The 19502-nt window shown below is 45.6% G+C and carries 13 protein-coding genes; 5 read left to right on the plus strand and 8 right to left on the minus strand.

Annotated features, from left to right (window positions below; all coding sequences use genetic code 11):
* Positions 1–229: 229 nt before the first annotated feature.
* Together pepT and H7968_RS03195 are read left to right on the plus strand one after the other, a co-directional pair.
* A complete protein-coding gene (pepT, locus tag H7968_RS03190) occupies positions 230–1465 on the plus strand; it encodes a peptidase T (protein WP_227394789.1) in 1236 nt (411 codons plus the stop codon).
* A gap of 60 nt (positions 1466–1525) precedes the next feature.
* Positions 1526–1726, plus strand: coding sequence for a hypothetical protein (locus tag H7968_RS03195; RefSeq protein WP_227394790.1), 201 nt, complete (start codon positions 1526–1528; stop codon positions 1724–1726).
* Between the two features lie 46 nt (positions 1727–1772).
* Here the strand turns inward: H7968_RS03195 and H7968_RS03200 are convergent, their stop codons facing one another.
* A complete protein-coding gene (locus tag H7968_RS03200; RefSeq protein ID WP_227394791.1) occupies positions 1773–2393 on the minus strand; it encodes a hypothetical protein in 621 nt (206 codons plus the stop codon).
* A gap of 10 nt (positions 2394–2403) precedes the next feature.
* Entirely contained in the window at positions 2404–3594 is a 1191-nt protein-coding gene (locus H7968_RS03205; protein ID WP_227394792.1) for a ParM/StbA family protein, read from the minus strand.
* Between the two features lie 343 nt (positions 3595–3937).
* Here H7968_RS03205 and H7968_RS03210 point away from each other — a divergent pair, with 343 nt between their 5' ends.
* Positions 3938–4549 carry a YIP1 family protein gene (locus H7968_RS03210; protein ID WP_227394793.1) on the plus strand — a complete coding sequence of 204 codons (612 nt, stop codon included), beginning with the start codon at positions 3938–3940 and terminating at the stop codon, positions 4547–4549.
* A 58-nt stretch (positions 4550–4607) separates the two neighbouring features.
* On the opposite strand, the gene iadA is transcribed toward H7968_RS03210, so the two are convergent.
* The 4 genes from iadA to H7968_RS03230 all read right to left on the minus strand — a co-directional run bounded on the left by iadA (position 4608) and on the right by H7968_RS03230 (position 11338).
* Positions 4608–5780 carry a beta-aspartyl-peptidase gene (gene iadA, locus H7968_RS03215; protein WP_227394794.1) on the minus strand — a complete coding sequence of 391 codons (1173 nt, stop codon included), beginning with the start codon at positions 5778–5780 and terminating at the stop codon, positions 4608–4610.
* Between the two features lie 27 nt (positions 5781–5807).
* Positions 5808–7307, minus strand: coding sequence for a putative basic amino acid antiporter YfcC (yfcC, locus tag H7968_RS03220; RefSeq protein ID WP_227394795.1), 1500 nt, complete (start codon positions 7305–7307; stop codon positions 5808–5810).
* Positions 7308–7715: 408 nt separating this feature from the next.
* Complete coding sequence (locus tag H7968_RS03225) at positions 7716–9146, minus strand: DEAD/DEAH box helicase (RefSeq protein WP_227394796.1); 1431 nt, start codon at positions 9144–9146, stop codon at positions 7716–7718.
* 146 nt (positions 9147–9292) lie between these two features.
* A complete protein-coding gene (locus tag H7968_RS03230; RefSeq protein WP_227394797.1) occupies positions 9293–11338 on the minus strand; it encodes a catalase in 2046 nt (681 codons plus the stop codon).
* A gap of 331 nt (positions 11339–11669) precedes the next feature.
* On the opposite strand from H7968_RS03230, the gene H7968_RS03235 reads away from it, so the two are divergent.
* A complete protein-coding gene (locus H7968_RS03235; protein ID WP_227394798.1) occupies positions 11670–11981 on the plus strand; it encodes a hypothetical protein in 312 nt (103 codons plus the stop codon).
* Between the two features lie 8 nt (positions 11982–11989).
* Positions 11990–12934: an IS3 family transposase gene (locus H7968_RS03240; protein WP_227394799.1), complete on the plus strand. Its 945-nt coding sequence runs from the start codon at positions 11990–11992 to the stop codon at positions 12932–12934.
* A gap of 435 nt (positions 12935–13369) precedes the next feature.
* Here the strand turns inward: H7968_RS03240 and H7968_RS03245 are convergent, their stop codons facing one another.
* On the minus strand, positions 13370–14854 hold the full coding sequence (locus H7968_RS03245) for a glutamate synthase subunit beta (protein ID WP_227394800.1): 1485 nt from the start codon (positions 14852–14854) through the stop codon (positions 13370–13372).
* 20 nt (positions 14855–14874) lie between these two features.
* Positions 14875–19452, minus strand: a complete 4578-nt coding sequence (gltB, locus tag H7968_RS03250; protein ID WP_227394801.1) for a glutamate synthase large subunit — start codon at positions 19450–19452, stop codon at positions 14875–14877.
* Between the last annotated feature and the right edge of the window lie 50 nt (positions 19453–19502).

Genomic DNA, 19502 nt, shown 5'->3' on the forward strand with positions numbered 1-19502 from the left:
CCCCGATCAGCATAAGGCGAAGATGACAAGAGGGCTGACCTTTGCCCTCGTTCAGCTTTGACTTATGACCTCGAGGGGCTAGTCGCCGCAGCTAGACATCAAGAAAAGTTTAGGACGCGTCCCAGCCCGGTTTGTCATTCTTCTCAGTATCCCCATCTTTACTGATCCATCCCCGAAAATGATATACTAAAAATGAAGAACTCAGTACTCACTACAGGAGGAACAAATCATGAAACATGAATTAATGGACCGTTTAATTACATATGCAAAAATCGATACACAATCCAATGCCGCATCTGCCACCACACCATCAACTGAAAAGCAGTGGGATCTGCTGCGCTTACTTGAAAATGAGTTAAAGGATATTGGGATGGAGGAAGTAGAGGTTGATGAAAACGGCTATTTAATGGCAACTCTTCCTTCTAATACGGATGCGGATGTACCAACCATTGGTTTCCTGGCCCACGTGGATACGGCAACCGACTTTACAGGAACAAACGTCAATCCACAGGTCATTGAGACCTATGAAAGCGGCGATATCACGTTAAACGAAGAGCTGAATGTCGTTTTATCACCCCGTGAATTCCCTGAGATCAATAAATATAAGGGACATACCTTGATTACAACAGACGGTACCACTCTTTTAGGTGCTGATAACAAGGCTGGAATTGCTGAAATCATGACGGCCATGAATTATCTGATTCAGCATCCGGAAATTAAGCATGGAAAGATCCGCGTTGCCTTTACACCTGATGAGGAAATCGGTCGTGGTCCCCACAAGTTTGATGTTGAGCGTTTTGGTGCTCAATATGCTTATACAATTGACGGTGGCCCACTTGGAGAATTACAGTACGAGAGTTTTAACGCTGCAGGAGCAAAGGTCGTCATCAAAGGAAACAACGTACACCCGGGGACAGCAAAAAATAAAATGGTGAATTCACTAAAGATCGGAATGGAATTTAACCGTCTTCTTCCATTAGATGAAGCTCCTGAATTCACATCAGGCTATGAAGGATTCTTCCACCTCCTGCACATGTCAGGTGATGTGGAAAAAACGGAAATGGAGTACATTATCCGTGACCATAGCCGCGAGAAATTTGAAGCCCGTAAAAAGCTGCTGCAACGCGCTGCAAATGAAACAAATGCCAAACATGGAGAAGGCACTGTTACGTTACTTGTGGAAGATCAGTATTACAATATGCGTGAAAAAATTGAACCTGTGCGTTTTATTGTGGATATTGCACAGGAAACGATGAATGACCTTGGCATTGATGCCATCATTGAGCCAATTCGCGGCGGCACCGATGGGTCTCAGCTATCCTTTATGGGACTGCCAACACCCAACATCTTTACCGGCGGAGAGAATTTCCACGGTAAATTTGAGTATATCTCTGTGGACAACATGGAAAAAGCAGTTCAAGTCATCGTAGGGATTGCTAAACGTTTTCCACATGTGGATAAATAAAAGCATAACCTGACCTATTCACATGTTTATAAGTGCTGAGCTAAGAAAGCGGGGACTGTTTTGGACTTACGTAAACTAGATTTGTTTTTCAGTATTATTCTTCTGATCAATTCGTTCCGGATTTTTTATCTGATCATTAACGATCCTAACCCGGAACCCTTTAATTATATGATTCTATTTTTCTCCACTGTAGGCGCAGTGATTCTGTTCATGAATAGCCGCAGAATAAAAATGAAGAATAAGGAACAAAATGATATTTAATTAAAACAAAAAGACATCTATTTACAATAGATGTCTTTTTATTCATTTATTTATTCATTTTCTCGAGGAAACTCCCGAGCAAATCATCGAGGGTTTCTTCTTTTTCTTCTTTTTCTTCTTTTTCTTCTTTTTCTTCTTTTTCTTCTTTTTCTGCCGGTTCAGACTCTTCTGTTTTTATATCATCCCAGTTCAGATCCATGAGATCGTCATCTGAAAATGATGGCTTAGAAGGCAGTGTTGCTCTTTCTTCACGTTCATACGAATAATCCACAGCCTGTGGTTTTTCTTCTTCTTGAAGATAAAGAGCGTCATCCACAGATAAAGAGTTGCTGTTCATTGAAGCAAGAATGGCGGTAGCTCTTACCGGGTCATTCAATAGCTGATAAACAATATTTCCAAGTAAGGCTTCTGAATGTGCGTGTCTGAGCCATGAACGCTGCTCTTTGGACAGCTGCTTAGGAAGGGGAACAGTAATCGTTTCTCTTTCCTTTTGAGCGTTGCGACCAAGTCCCTCAAGCGCATACTCAGCAATTTTACTGGAGAAGTTGCGTTTTTCTGTCTCTTTCAAACGCTGCAGTTCCCTTAACAGATGGTCCGGAGTATCAGAGGGGAGGCGAAAGGTGATCGCCTGTCCCCTCTTGATTGAAGTAACGGATCCCCCACTCATCATTTACACCTTATTTAGAGACTGCTTTTGCTTCTTTTTGATCTTTAGCAGCTGCAGCTTCCTTTGCAGATGAATTTTTGCGTACAAAGTCACTGATCAGCTTGTGGTAAGCATTAGCCATCATCCAGATGCTTTCTTTCTCATCCTCAAAGAAGTCGATGTTGTAGCCATCGAGGTTGTTATTCAGCGTCTTCAGATACTCTTTTAACACCATCGCTCCGCCGCCGACAAAGTAGCAGATTTCAGTCTGAGAGTTTTTCTGCCAGACGTTGCGCAGATGACGGTATTCTTTCTTCGCAAGGTCAAGGAGAATACGGTCCGTAATGTCATGGACACTTGTACGGCTTCCCTTAACCATGATGTGATTGCGGTCATTTTTCTTTGTGATAATGTCGACTACATCACGGCGTGAATCGAGCTCAACCCCGTGTCTTGAGCGGATTTCTTCACGAATCTGTTCAAGTGATTCAGATACACCCAGGTTGAAGCCCTGCGCTTTATCGTCATCCACGTTACGGTTACGGATCACGGCGATATCCGTTGAAAGTCCACCGATATCCTGAATCAGAATCTGCTTATCAATGAGGTCGCGGTTAATAATTTTCCCGTCGTTATCCATTACGAGATTAATAAACGCCGCAAATCCTTCCGGATAAACTTTTACTTCCTCAAACTTGATGTTTACTTTTTTACCCTGGTATTTAGGTGTAACGAGGAACTCAACCTGGTGTACTGAGCCCAGTAGCTGAGAACGGAACCCTACGTCCTTACCTTCCTTCACTTCACGTAAAGGCAGGCCTGTTCCTAATGTATAAGTTGCATCAACTACATTATTTTTATCTTTAAATCCTGATTCCTCACGAACGGCATCAAGTGCGATCGTTGCGAATAGCATAACAAGAGACTGATCTTCTTCTGACTTACTACTTCCCGGATCAAGCTCAGTGGCGTTATCACTCTTTGTTGCCAGGTCGCCAACACGGTAAATGACGTTGTTGTCCTGCAGGGCAGGGGAGTGTACACGAATATGAAGGCCATCGAGCGGATCCTTCTGGTGAAGGTCCTCAATCCCGATGACAGGACGGTCTTCGCGATCACGGGCAATTACGTTTGGAATACTTACTTCATAATCTGATTTTCCAAAAAGCGCTTTTATTGAATCGTTACCTACATCAACTGCTGCAATTCTTGCGTTTGTCATTGTTACCTCCTGAATAAACTATGTATTCGAGTCTGTTAACCAAAAACAAACTCATGTTTCCACTTTAATGAAAGCTGAATAGTTCGTCAATCAATCTTAAGTACCGAACAATCTGATTTCATGTGTACAATTCCGTTTACAAGTAAACACATTTGTACACATCCAGTCAAATCAACATGTATACATATTTGTACACATGTTTACTAATTTGTATACTTCATGTTTACATTTTGTTTACATGTTTACAATAACGTACACACTCTTTCCCTCCCCTATTTTCAGGAAAAATATGAAACCTTTTATATAAGTATTACGTACCTTTTAGCAGGAAGGAGCTGGTATAATGAATCCATTTTTATCTGTCTGGTTTAAACCGAAAGCGACAACCAGTTATATGATTGAACAGAATAAGAAGAAATTATCTTTAATTATTTTGATGATTGCAGGCATTGGAGGACTGTTAAATGCGTTGCAGGAGACGGGAATCAATTCTGTTGTATCCCCTGCCCTCATAGCAATTATTGTACTGATTGGTGGTCCGATCATTGGCTTGGGAGGCTATTATATTGGCAGCTGGCTCTACACGGTGGTTGGTGGCTGGTTAGACGGTTCTGGTACTGTGCAGGAGATGAGAAAAACCTTTGGATTAACGGGGGTTACAAATCTCGTCCTAACAGTAGTAGTGGTAATATATGTGATGATCTATGGAGAGCTGTACTTTCAGCGACCGGGGTTTATGGAGATATCTGTTTTACCAGAGGGATCGGCATTACTGTTAGGCGCAATAAGCTTTATCTTAGGAATTTGGAATATGATTATCACTAGCAAAATGACCGGTGTCGTGCATCGCTTCTCAAGCTGGAAGGGGTTTCTCGTTAACATTATCCTGGGGGTAGCGATTGCCCTTATCACCATACCAGTCGTATTTTTCATTACTGCATTTTCAATCTTGTAAAAAAACGCTCCTGCATGTAAATGTAGGAGCGTTTTTATGTAGTTATTTCCATATTTTTTTATTCGAATGTTCCTTTAACAACAGCTTCACCTTTGTGTACCATCAGTTTCCCCAGTGCAAAAACAGAATCAATGCTGTAGTCATCGTGCGATAAGAGCACCACGTCGGCGTCCTTCCCGCTCACTAGCTCCCCTTTTTGAGTAAGCTTTAAGATTTTAGCAGGGTTTTGAGTAACCATACGAATGGCCGTACTTAAAGGCACCTTTTCTTCTAACACAGCATCTCGCACCTCTTTATAAAGAGAAGTCACTTTTCCGATCTGCAGGCCAATGAGTTCTCCATCCTGATCGAAATCAGGAAGGCTTGCCTGACCATCTGACGTAAAAGTAATTTGTGAAGCCTGTACGCCAGCCTCAAGCATTCTTTTTAAGGCGGTTGAGCACTTTACCTCTCCCTCTTCTAAAAACTTTGGAATGGAGCTTGTCGTGAAATCAACATAACCTCCACGCTTTGCATAAGCAATGCCTGCCTCAAATAGATGCGGATTCCGGTTGATGTGTGTTGGATAGAACTGCCTGATTGGAATGTCTGTTGTTTCAACGACCTGCTCAATGATTTTCAGATGATCATAGCTGTCTCCAACATGGACGTTTATGATACCTGCTTTACCCGATAACATGCCACCAATCCTTGCTGCAGAAGCAATCTTCGCCATTTCTTCAACGGTCGGCTGAGAGGAACGGTGATCGGCAATCGCTATCTCTCCCGCTCCAATGACTCGGTCAATCAAAATGAGGTCATCCTCGATTTTACCTGTGAGCGTTTTGACTGGCACCTGATAGGAGCCGGTGTGAACGTAACATGTAATGCCTTCCTCTTCCAGCGCTCTTGCTTTTGCAATCAGTGAAGGCATGGTGCGGGTTGTGCCGTCTGTTCCGATGACACCCACGAGCGTCGTCACACCTCCAAGCGTAGCATCTGTCAGCTGAAGTTCTGGCGTTCGGGTTTTGTAGCTGCCTTCTCCCCCGCCTCCCATGATGTGGACATGTGAATCAATGAAGCCTGGTACGGCTATTTTATGCTCAGCGTCAATGACCTTGAGACCCGGTGTCTCCTCTGGGAGATCAATTTGGTCCTCAATCGCCGCGATACGTTTATCTGCAATTAAAATATCCTTTATACCAATGGATTCAGGCGTGTACACATCTGCATTTTTTATTACCGTTAACATACTGTTCCTCCTCGACGCGTGTGGTTATCAGAAGTTTATCACAGAGGCGATGATCATAAAAATTGTAGCCATACCAATTAACAGCAGCATAAACTTCCAGATAAAACGCGCCCAAGTGCCCCAGTCAATTCTGGCTGCACCAAGCGTACCTAAAAGCGCAGCAGAGGTAGGAACAAAGATGTTTGTTAATCCATCCCCCAGCTGGAAGGCAAGGACAGCTGTCTGTCTTGTCACGCCAGCAATATCTGCAAGAGGCGCCATCAATGGCATCGTTAAGGCTGCCTGACCTGAGCCTGAAACGACGAAGAAATTAAAAACAGATTGGAATGCGTACATAAACCAGGCCGAAAGCGCTGAAGGTAAATCTCCAATCGCTTGTCCTGCTCCATATAGCATCGTATTCAGAACAGATGGTGCATCAGGACTGTCGCCGCCTAAAATGATGACAATTCCTTTAGCCATTCCAACGATTAAGGCAGCCGGCAGTAAATCTTTCGCACCTTCGATAAATCCTTCAGCAATGTCATCAACTTTCATGTTATTCAACTTAAACATGACACCAATAATCCCGGCTACGAGCCCCATCGTAAAGAATTGTGAGGCAATTTCAGGAATATAGTAAGCACGTTCAATTACACCCCAGATCACCCAGCCAATCCCGGCAATCAGCGTTAATACAACAAGTGCATGGCCAAATGTGAAATTCGCCTGCAGGTCTTTGAGATCGCCGTTTTTTCTGAAATAAGCATCCGTCTCATAGGATAAGGATTTCTTCGGATCCTTTTTAATTTTTGACGCGTAAATCCAGGTGAAAATAATCCCAACCAGTGTAAAAACAAGCCACATGGCAATTCGGAATGGTGCACCTGAAAGGACCGGTACATCCGAAACCCCCTGAGCAATCGCTACACTGAAAGGGTTCATCCATGACGTTGCAAAACCGACCTGCGTAGCTACATATGTAATCATGACACCCGTAATCGCGTCATATCCGAGTGCAACCATCAGCGGAACGAGAATAATGGCGAACGCAATCGCTTCTTCACCCATTCCGAATACAGCTCCACCCAGCGAAAACAGGAAAAACATTACCGGAATAATTAAAATTTCACGGCCCTTTGTTTTATCAATCACATTTAAGATTCCCTGCTCTATGGCACGTGTTCTTAAAATAATGCCGAAAGCTCCTCCAATAATCAGAATGAAGGCTACTACACCAACAGCTGAGCCCCATTTATCTCCCGAAACGAGTCCTTCAAATACATAGTTCAGGAAGCCGGCACCTCCGCCATCCTCAAACAGCGCTGTTCCCTGTCTGACCTGGTCCCCATTCTCGTTTGTAACGTAGCTGAAACTGTCAGGGTCCAGAACAGTTCTCGTGGACTCCTCTCCATCCTGTGTATACGTGACTTCCTCGGTTTCAAACTGCCCTGCAGGCACCACATAGGTCAGCAAAGCAGCAAGCAACACTACAAAGAAGACAATGACAAACGTATGGGGTACTTTCCATGCTTTCTTCTCTTTCACATCATTACCCTCCCTAATAGTAAGAATTTTTCAACTCTTTTATTCTATCGGGGACACTTTCAAACTTCAAGTAATTCCCTCTTTTAGAAAAGAAGCACCTGCTTTCCGGGTGAAAGCAGGTGCTAAAATTGAATGGTATTAAGATCGGGATAGCATGAGCCTACGAGAAATCATTATTGATGTGGATATCAACTTTCTAATGTCGATCACTCGATGATTTAAGTTGATAGACAAGCTATTTATGTTGATAGGCTGCTTCAGCAAGCTCAAATTGTTGATCGCACACCAATTCATGTTGATCGATGCTTCATTACTGTCGTTAGCGTTGCTGTAAATGTTGATAGCACCTTGAAATCTGTCGATAGACAACCTGTCTTCTTTGAGCACCCGGATCGTCAAAGAAATTCATTATTTTTTCGCCGGATGTACCTTCAGCTTTTTACCTTTGATTGTTTTCTCACGCAGCTCGTCTATAACGAGAGGGCCTTTGCCGTTTAAAATTTCGATAAATGAGCAAGTCGGTTCGATCGTGATAATTCCTATATCTTCAGCATTAACGCCGTCAATCGATGTAATCGTGCCGACAAAATCAACGGCTCTCAGCTTTTTCTTTTTGCCGCCATTCACGTAGATCTTCTGAATATCTGTGCTGACTTTTTCAATGGCTGCTGTTTTCCGCTCCTGCTCTTCTTCCATTTTCTGATGAAACGCTTCAGGATCAGGGGTGAAATTTGTCAGACTGACTTCTTCAATCGGTGCATTTCTATATTCAATGATGCCTTGAAGCCTCTCCTGTTCTCTTGCTTCCACCAGGGAGATGACTTTACCTGTGTTTCCTGCACGACCTGTTCTACCACTGCGGTGCACGTAAGCAGGCATTTCAAGCGGAATATCATAGTTAAGAACGAGCGACACATTGTCAACGTCAATGCCTCTCGCTGCCACATCTGTTGCCACGAGATAACGGAATTCACCCCGCTTAAATTCGTTCATGACATCAAAACGCTCTTCCTGCACCATGCCACCGTGGATTTTGTCACATGGATAGCCTGCCTGATCGAGCTGTTTAGTCAGAATATCCGTGCGCTCCTGTGTGCGGCAGAAAATCATACAAGTATCGGGATTTTCCGACATGGTAATCTGCTTGAGGGCAGACAGTTTGTCTTCATCATTCACCATTACATACTGATGGGTGATCAAATCCTCGACCTTCACACGTGAAGCAATTTCGAAGCGCTCAGGAGACGTTAACCACTTTTTGCTTACCTGTTCCACCTCTTCTGAAAAAGTCGCTGAGAAGAGCGCTGTGACGCGTTTAGAGGGCATGAACTTCATAATGGCCTCCACCTGCTCAATAAATCCGCGATTAAACAGTTCATCCGCTTCATCAATGACGACGTATCGTAAATGGGAAGGGTCAAACGTTCCCTTCTCTAAATGGTCGAGTAAACGGCCCGGCGTTCCTGCTACAATATGTGTTTTCTGCTTTAATTCAAGCTTCTGTTTCGCAAAAGACTGTCTGCCGAAAAGTGCAACCGCCTTGATCCGCTTAAAGCGTCCAATGGCTGAAGCATCAAGCCGCACCTGATCAGCCAGTTCTCTTGTTGGTGTGATGATTAGCGCCTGTGGTTTGTTTTCTTCCCACTCAACCGCTTCACATAATGGGATCGCATAGGCCGCAGTTTTCCCGCTGCCAGTCTGTGCTTTTGCCATCACATCTTTTTTGCGTTGAAGGGCAGGAATAACCTGCTGCTGGACCTCTGTCGGGGATGTAAAAGTGAGTTTTTCAAGTGCCTCAGTAATCGGTGCACTAAGATGATAGTCTTTCCAAGTTGTCATATCCGTTCTCCTTAAGTTTGCTGTTGTTAGTATACCAGTCACAGTCAGTTTTAAATAGGTAACAGCGGAGAAAAGTAACCTTTTACTTAACAAAAAACCTGAACAGGACGCGAGTATCAGCGCCTGTTCAGGTTTTATCATGTCTCTTACATCACATCGCGATCCCAGTGTCGATGTGCCGTTACAGCTTCAATATAAGCATCTGCAAATATTGCCGTATCGTCCGCATAAATGACACCGGCACTCTCTGCAATATCATTCGCCTCAAGCCACTTCTTCCCTTCATGCGTGGCACCAATCGGTTTGAAATGCTGGTAGGCTTCGTTTAAGAAATAAGATGTATTCTGTACAAATTTACGGCTTGGATCCTTTGCTCCTGCTAAATACAATCCATCGAAAATGACGGAATCGGCCGTCAGGAAGGTATGATCTACCTCCAGACTTGAACCATCCGCTCCCGTCACATTGCCAAACGTTTCGCTGACGACCTCTGTGGTAATCCCTTTTGCCTTCAGCTCTTTCAGCACGGCATTGACGTCTCCCGCAAAGCCTTCACCGGCAATGACCGCCACTTTTCGGGTAGCGGGTGTTTTGACTGTGTTTTCCTGACTTAATGCAGGAGATGATTTTGTCACGCCGGATTCTTTACCCTGCGGCACATCCACCCCAATATTTTTGGCAACCTCAGTAGCAAGCTCCAGACTGACATTCGCAAACATCTCAACGACCTGCCTGCGAATCGACATCGTGTCACATTTACCAAGCTCAAAGCTGAAAGCCTGTATGATATGTTCTTTTTCAGGCTGGCTCATGCTATTCCAGAAAAGAGTCGCCTGTGAGAAATGATCCTTGAAGCTGTCACTTCTCGCCCGTACTTTGCGACCCTCCATTTTCTCCTGATAATGAGCAAAACCGCCCTCTTCTTCTGTAGAGGTTTCAGGTGTATTTTGCGCAAGGGAATTTTTATGGTAGCTGACCTGTCCCTTATTGATGGTCTGGCGTCCGTAACCGTCACGCTGGTTATTATGGAATGGACACACCGGACGGTTGATCGGAAGCTCATGAAAATTCGGTCCGCCAAGACGGATTAACTGTGTATCCGTGTAAGAGAACAGTCTCCCCTGTAATAGCGGATCATTGGTAAAATCAATACCTGGTACTAAGTGACCCGGATGGAACGCGACCTGTTCTGTTTCAGCAAAAACGTTATCTACATTTCGATTCAGCGTCATTTTACCGAGAATTTTAACCGGTACGTCTTCCTCCGGCCAGAGCTTCGTGGCATCGAGCACATCGAAGTCGAATTTAAACTCATCTTCTTCAGAAATCAGCTGTAAACCGAGTTCATACTCAGGAAAATCTCCATTTTCAATCGCTTCATACAGATCACGGCGGTGAAAATCCGGATCTTTTCCGTTCAGCTTTTGTGCTTCATCCCAGACAACTGAATGCGTCCCAAGAATCGGCTTCCAGTGAAATTTCACGAAATGAGCCTTACCTTCGTTATTAATAAAGCGGAATGTGTGGACACCGAAGCCTTCCATCATCCGGTAGCTTCGCGGAATCGCTCTGTCAGACATCGTCCACATGACCATATGGGCTGACTCCTGGTTATTTGCAACAAAGTCCCAGAACGTATCATGGGCAGAAGCAGCCTGAGGAATCTCATTGTGCGGCTCCGGCTTTACAGCATGCACAAGGTCAGGGAATTTTATGGCGTCCTGGATAAAAAACACCGGAATGTTGTTTCCGACCAGATCATAGTTCCCTTCGTCCGTATAAAATTTCACAGCAAAACCACGTGCATCACGGGCCACATCCGCTGACCCTTTAGAGCCGGCAACCGTTGAAAAACGCACGAAAACAGGGGTCTTTTTTGACGTGTCAGTAAGGAAACCCGCTCGTGTATAAGCTTCTGCTGATTCATATAATTCAAACTCGCCATGCGCACCGTATCCGCGTGCATGAACAATCCTTTCCGGGATCCGCTCATGATCAAAATGCGTCATTTTCTCCCTGAATTGAAAATCCTCAAGAAGAGTCGGTCCTCTAACACCTGCTTTTAGTGAAAATTCATCTTCTGATACCTTAAGACCCTGATTGGTCGTCATCTTTTTACCGGAGTCGTCTGTGCGGAACGTATCTAGCTGCTCGTGCTTTTTGTTCGATTTGCCTTCGTTGCTCACTTCCATTCCTCCTCAAAATATGTAATGAACTTCCTTATGAGTGTTTCCCTATCGAAGGTTGGAACAAACTTGATCAGCTGATTTTTCCTGGAAAATAAGAGGGTGTTTAAAGGCACACACCATTAGGAGGAGAGGGCTTTTGGGCAAACTGCGCATGAATGCCGCGGAGAGGTTTGGAGGTGGTGGTGGTGGATAGAACTTCGCGTGAAGCAGTGAGTCAATACAATCATCACGTGGAACGATACAACCGCTTTCTAGCCCCCTTAATACCTTGGACACGAATTGATGTTGGATTTACACTGATATCAAACAATTCCACAGGAAAGGGGGCACTTTTATGCGAAAGAAGGTTCAGGCGTTTGAGGAGATCAAAAAGAAATATGTCCGAATGGCACTTGAGACAAACAAGATTGTCACAACCGCCAAGACAGCAGGCGTCCATCGTAGTACATTGACTGCTTGGATTAATGAGTATGGAGATGAGATCCGAGAAGAGATGGAGATGGAGGCGGAATCAGGGGAGGTTCTTCCTCTTGAAAAATCTGGTGACTATTACAAGCAGCAGTACGAACGAGCCATGCGCCTGCTCGGTGAGAAAGAGTTGGAGATCGCGGTCTTAAAAGACCTCGTAAAAAAAAGACCTTTCTAATATCAGAATTGCACGAGATCGCAAACCAATGGATTGGTCAGGGATTCCAGGCCAAGAGAATCCTCTCTATACTCGGTCTTGGACGCTCGACCTACTACTATCAAGCGATGATGGGAGGGAACATCCAGATGAAGAAGAGAGGCCGCCCCTTTCCGGGAGTCTCATACACCATAGATGGCACGCCAGTCTCTGATGAAGAGATTAAAGAGTTTCTCTGTGAGTTCAGTGAAGACGATCTCATTGGAGGTCTGGGCTATCGAAAGTGGTGTATCCTCTTGAGGACAGAGATGAAGTTAGTAATCAATGCCAAGAAAGTCTATCGACTCTGTAAGGAGCTCGGAGTATTAAAAACACGAGGTAAAATGAACCGTCCTAAGCGTCAACTCGCGAGAAACCGGAGCGTGACAGCCGTTAACCAACTTTGGCAGATGGACATCAAATATGTACCCTTAAAAGAAGCTGGGTTCTTTCTGATGACGTGCAACGTCATTGATGTCTACGACCGACAGATCGTCGGGTACTATTGTGGTAGGACCTGCAGGTCTGAAGACGTGATACGGACGGTGATGAAGGCCATCTTACGACGCAAGGTGCATCTGAAGCCAGGGAGTGGTGAGCAGAAATTGATCATCCGCACAGACAATGGACCACAGTTTATTAGCCACAGTTTTGCGAAATACTGTGCGTTTCATGGTCTTTTCCATGAGCGCATACCGAACGCGTCTCCTAATCTTAACGCCTTTATCGAGTCATATCACAGCCAGTTCCAGCGTGAGTGTATCGTTCGTCACGAGGTTGAGATGGAGACGTTCGACCATGCGATTTACTATATCAACGACTATGTGAAATTTTACAACGAACGCAGGCCACACGGCAGCCTTGGCAATCTGTCACCGAAGAAATTCTTCGAAGCAGTAAAAAATGATTGTTCCAGCTTCTCGATCACTCTCTAGAAGGTGATTGTATCTGATCAAGCAATGATAATGGCTGATCACTGTGAGGTCAGCCTTAAAAGCCTTCTCTGATAACCTATGCATGAAGACAAAGCAGCCAGAGTTTTAGTATCAAGTTTTATCATCAATTTGGAATGTGCTAAAATCTTTTCAACAACACAACAGACCGTGTCCTAAATTAGGGGGCCGAATCCGAATCAGTGCTATAACAGTACATATATTTGCTGAAACAAGACAAATAACCGCGTCTGTAGAGGCAACGTTACATTTAATTTGTGGAACAGTACATATATTTTTTGAAACGATACAAAAATCTTTTTAAACAACACATAAATGCCCACGAACGATACAAATCCATTCACATCCAACCCTCAGCCGCCTGCATACATTTAAAAAAACCGGAACTGCACCAAGCAGTCCCGGCTTTCATTCATCCTATGGTAATACAGTTGAGCCCATCAGGTAGCGGTCGCATTCTCTTGCGGCTTCGCGCCCTTCGTTGATGGCCCAGACGATGAGGCTTTGTCCGCGGCGCATATCGCCTGCAGAGAAGATGCCTTCTACGTTTGTGCGGTAGTCACCGTATTCTGCTTTGACAGTTGAACGGTCTGTTGTTTCAACGCCAAGCTTTTGAATCAGGCTTTGTTCAGGACCGCTGAATCCGATCGCCAGAAGAACAAGGTCTGCTTTCCAGACTTTTTCTGATCCCGGGATCGTTTCACGGATCTTTTTGCCGTTTTCAATACGCAGCTTTACATTAACGGTGTGCACTTCTTTTACATGGCCATTTTCGTCACCGACAAACTTAGTTGTCTGCACGGCATAGGCTCTTGGATCGTCTCCGTATTTGCTTGCAGCTTCCTTTTGGCCGTATTCGATACGGTGGATAATTGGATATTGTGGCCACGGGTTACCAAGTGCGTCACGGATGGAACCTTTTTTATCGTAAATATCGAACTGAGTCAGGCTCTTACAGTTATGACGTAATGAAGTGGCAAGACAGTCTGTACCTGTGTCTCCGCCTCCGATCACGATAACGTCTTTACCCTCAGCTGAAATGTAGTTACCATCCTCATGGTTAGAGTCCAAAAGACTCTTCGTGTTGCTGTGAAGGAAATCCATTGCGTAATGGATCCCTTTCAGGTCGCGCCCTTCCACATCAATATTGCGGTGAACCTGTGCGCCTCCACATAAAATGATGGAATCGAATTCTTCACGCAGCTGTTCAACAGGCACGTTGCCCCCGATTTCTGCGTTTGTAATGAACGTGATGCCTTCTGCTTCAAGAATTTTCACACGGCGTTCCACCATGTAGTATGGGAGCTTCATTTCAGGAATGCCGTATGTCAGCAGTCCGCCAATGCGGTCGTTTTTCTCGTAAACCGTTACTAGATGGCCCGCTTTGTTCAGCTGGGCTGCTGCAGCAAGACCAGCAGGGCCTGAACCGACAACCGCCACTTTTTTCCCTGTACGCTTTTCAGGTGGTTCCGGCACGACCCAGCCCTCATCAAATCCGCGTTCAATAATCGCGCGTTCGACGGTACGGATCGCGACAGGATCTTCGTTAATACCTAGGACACAGGCGCCTTCACATGGTGCCGGGCAGGCTGTTCCTGTGAACTCAGGGAAGTTGTTGCGCTCGTGCTCACGCTCAAGCGCCTCCTTCCATTTCCCCTGATAAACAAGATCGTTCCATTCCGGGATGAGATGGTAGACCGGACATCCTGTTGTCTGGCCGTTGATCTCTGTCCCCGTGTGACAGGTTGGCACGCCGCAATCCATACAGCGCGCTCCCTCTAATTTGATTTCCTGTTCCGACATTGGCTTCGTATAGTCTTTCCAGTCGTTGATCCGCTCTTTCGGATCGCGTTCACGCTGCGAATGGCGTTGATACTCCATAAATCCAGTCGGCTTCCCCATCAAATCCCTCCTTTAGACGTTTATTGAGTAACAAGCGGACGTTTGCTCTCTTCAAATGCTGCCATTTCAGCTTCTTCTTTAGAGGCACCGCTTTGAATCAGTTCGTTAATACGCGTATTGATCTTGAGATAGGCTTTCGGAATAACGCGGACGAAGTTTTCAGAGTAAGTTTCCCAGTAAGTCAGAATTCGTTTTCCGTGACCGCTGTCTGTATAATCCACATGTTTTTGGATCATGTTGAATACGTCCTTCATTTCCGCTTCATCTGTCAGTTTTTCTACGAGAACCAGCTCTTCATTGCAGCGCTCTCTGAATGTGCCACTCTCGTCAAAGACGTAAGCAACTCCACCCGACATACCGGCTGCAAAGTTCCGGCCAGTCTCGCCAAGCACGACAACCGTACCGCCAGTCATATATTCGCAGGCATGATCGCCTACTCCTTCTACTACGACATCTACACCACTGTTACGAACACAGAAGCGTTCACCCGCAACACCGTGAATATAGGCTTCACCATCTGACGCGCCATAAAAGGCAACGTTTCCGATGATGATATTCTTTTCAGGCGGGAAGGTGACAACTGGATCCGGGTGCACAATAATCTTACCGCCGGATAGTCCTTTTCCGACGAAATCGTTGGCATCCCCGACGAGTCGGAGTGTCATTCCCTTCGGAATAAATGCGCCAAAGCTCTGACCGGCAGATCCTTTGAACGTCAGGTTTACGGTATCTTCAGGCAGCCCCTCTGCACCGTAACGGCGCGTGATTTCACTGCCAAGCATCGAACCGGTTACGCGGTTAATGTTACGGATGGCCGTAGTGAAGGATACCTTTTCCCCTTTTTCAATCGCTTTACGTGCAACAGGAATAAGCTCCTGATAATCAAGTGTTTTTTCAAGTCCGTGATCCTGATCCTGCTGGTGATAGCGGCCTACTTTTTCCGGAAGGTCCGGTGAATAAAGCAGTGCTGAGAAGTCAATATCAGCCGCTTTCCAGTGATCAATATCAGGGTTGCGCTCAAGGAAATCAGTACGGCCAATCATTTCATTGATCGTTCTGAAGCCAAGCTCAGCCATGATTTCACGTGTTTCCATGGCGATAAAGCGCATGAAGTTCGCTACGTGTTCAGCATCTCCCGTGAATTTCTTACGGAGCTCAGGGTTTTGTGTCGCAACCCCAACCGGACACGTATCCAGATGACACACGCGCATCATAATACAGCCAAGAACAACAAGTGGTGCAGTTGAGAAGCCGTATTCTTCAGCACCAAGCAGCGCTGCCATCACAACATCGCGGCCCGTCATCATTTTGCCATCTGTCTCAACGACGATACGGTCGCGTAATCCGTTTAACAATAGTGTCTGGTGAGTTTCTGCAAGTCCGATTTCCCACGGAAGGCCCGCGTGCTTCAGACTCGTACGTGGAGCTGCACCTGTACCGCCATCGTAACCACTGATGAGGATCAGGTCTGCGCGCCCTTTCGCAACACCTGCAGCGATCGTTCCGACCCCTACTGCTGAAACGAGCTTTACGCTGATTCTTGCACTTGGATTGGCGTTTTTCAGATTGTGGATCAGTTCAGCCAGATCCTCAATAGAATAAATATCATGGTGAGGCGGTGGTGAAATCAGTTCTACACCTGTTGTAGATCCACGCACTTCCGCAATCCATGGATATACCTTCTTACCAGGAAGGTGTCCACCTTCACCCGGCTTCGCTCCCTGTGCAACCTTAATTTGAATTTCATCTGCATTCACCAGGTAGTGACTCGTTACGCCAAAACGGCCGGATGCCACCTGCTTGATGGAACTGCGGCGGGAATCCCCATTTGAGTCAGGCGTAAAACGGTCCGGTGATTCTCCACCTTCACCTGAGTTGCTTCGTCCGCCAATACGGTTCATCGCAATCGCAAGCGCTTCGTGCGCCTCCTGAGAGATGGCACCATAAGACATGGCACCCGTTTTAAAACGGCGGCAGATCGATTCAATAGATTCTACTTCATCTAGAGGAATCGAGTGACCCTTCTTAAAGCGCAGCAATCCTTTTAATGACTGCAGGTTCGCTTTTTCGTCTGTTAAAAGCTTTGAGTATTTCTTAAAAACATCATAGTCATTTGAACGGCATGCGTGCTGAAGCGTGTGAATCGTGCTCGGGTTATACGTATGGTCCTCCCCTTTAGCACGGTACTGATATTCATCACCCGTCTCAAGCGCACGGCTGCCCCCGCGATTCTCGCGATAAGCCTGCTCATGACGCATTAACACTTCTTTTTCAATCGTATCCATCTTGATTCCGCCAATACGGGATGGTGTACGTGTAAAGTATTTATCCACAACTTCAGGGTGGATGCCGAACGCCTCAAAAATCTGGGCTCCGCGGTAACTCTGAATCGTGGAAATACCAATCTTCGAAAGTACCTTAATGACACCGTCTGTTGCAGCGTTGATGTAGCATTCCACTGCTTCATCAAATGTCTTATCTGTTATCTCATCACGTGCAATCAGATCCCGAATCGTTTCAAACGCAAGGTAAGGGTTGATTGCTTCTGCACCGTATCCTAATAACGCAGCAAAATGGTGCACTTCACGTGGTTCTCCTGATTCGATCAGGATGCTGACCTTCGTACGCGTTCCCTGACGGATCAAGTGGTGATGCAGTCCCGAAACCGCAAGCAGGGCAGGAATCGCCGCCTGCGTGCCGGATACGCCGCGGTCTGAGAGAATGATCAGAACTTTCCCTTCAGCTACAGCCTGATCTGCTTTTTCAAAAATCGCCTCAAGAGCAGGCTCCAGACTGCCTTCCTTCGCATCAAACAGCGTAGAAAGCGTGACTGGTGCAAAACCTTGAACATTTTGCTGACGCAGTGTTTCAAGCTGTGTATTATTTAAAATCGGCTTTTCAATCCGGATCTTACGGCAGCTTTCAGGACCTGGATCCACCAGGTTGCCTTCTGCTCCAATCGTTGTCTCCACCATCGTGATCAATTCCTCACGGATAGCATCGAGGGCAGGGTTTGTGACCTGTGCAAACAGCTGCTTGAAATAGTTATATAAAAGCTGCGGCTTTTTAGATAAAACCGCAATGGGTGAATCATATCCCATTGAACCGACCGGATCTTTTCCTTCTGACACGAGCGGCTTAATGATTTTATTTAATTCTTCGCGCGTATAACCAAACGCCAGCTGCTGATCCACGAGCTCTTCTCCTGAAATCGCAGGTGCATGCTCGGTTGGTACAGGAAGGTCCTCCAGGTTTTGCAGATTGGTCAGCCACTCTTTATATGGCTGCTCGGCGGCAATCTGAAGCTTCACTTCCTCGTCCGGAATAATCGTTCCCTTTTCAAGGTCGACAAGCAGAATTTTTCCTGGTGCCAGACGCTCCTTGTATTCGATATCATCCGCAAAAATATCAAGTGCGCCAACCTCTGATCCAAGCACAATCATGCCACTCTTCGTGACATAGTAACGCGCAGGACGCAGTCCATTTCTATCAAGACACGCACCGATCTGCGTACCATTTGTGAACACTAATGCCGCAGGGCCATCCCATGGTTCCATTAAGGTACTGTGGTACTGATAAAAATCACGCTTTTCCTCCCGGATCGTCTTATCATTAGACCACGGCTCCGGTACCATCATCATCGCAGTATGAGCCAGTGAGCGCCCTGATAAATGAAGGAATTCAAAGGCATTATCAAACATCGAAGAATCACTGCCATCATCATCAATAACCGGCAGAATCTTCTCAATATCTTTCTCATCAAAATATTCAGACTTACACAGCTTCTCGCGTGCCCTCATCCAGTTCACGTTTCCGCGGAGTGTATTAAATTCTCCGTTATGAATGGTGTAACGGTTCGGGTGGGATCGCTTCCAGCTTGGGAAGGTATTGGTACTAAAGCGAGAGTGTACAAGTGCTAATGCGGATTTGAAATCGGGATGATTTAAGTCAATGTAGAAGGAATCCAGCTGTTCGGGGACAAGCATACCTTTGTAGACGATCGTTTGTGTTGATAAGCTGCACACGTAGATGTCTTCAAAGCCTTCCATGATCGTAAGCTCACGTTCGATTCTTCGTCTGATAACAAACAGCTTACGCTCAAAATCCATCCTGTCCTTCAGCGACTCGTCACCTTTAATAAATACCTGTCTGATCGCCGGTTTTGTTTTCGTTGCCACTTTACCGACAAAAGAGTCATTCAGCGGTACCGGTCTCCAGCCAAGAAACTCCTGACCTTCTTCGGCAATAATCTGCTCAATCAATTCTTTACTTTTCATACGCGTTTCATGTTCTTTAGGTAAAAAAACCATCCCGACGCCGTATTCGCCTTCATTCGGGAGGAATATGTTCTCTTTTTCACATTGTTTTTGAAAAAAGCGATGCGGGATTTGAGTCAGGATTCCGGCTCCGTCACCGGTACTTGTATCAGCTGACTGTCCTCCACGGTGCTCGAGGTTACAGAGGATATTAATGGCATTCTGGACAATATTGTGTGTTTTTTCCCCGTTGATATTGGCGATCATGCCAATACCACAAGCTTCATGTTCCTGCTCAGGGTTATATAAACCCTGCGGAACAGGATAACCAGTCTTCTTCATCAAAACGTCCCCTCTCTTTTTTAAAATGTGAAAGTCGTTCTTCAACATCG

This window comes from Jeotgalibacillus aurantiacus (genome assembly GCF_020595125.1).
Classification (GTDB): domain Bacteria; phylum Bacillota; class Bacilli; order Bacillales; family Jeotgalibacillaceae; genus Jeotgalibacillus; species Jeotgalibacillus aurantiacus.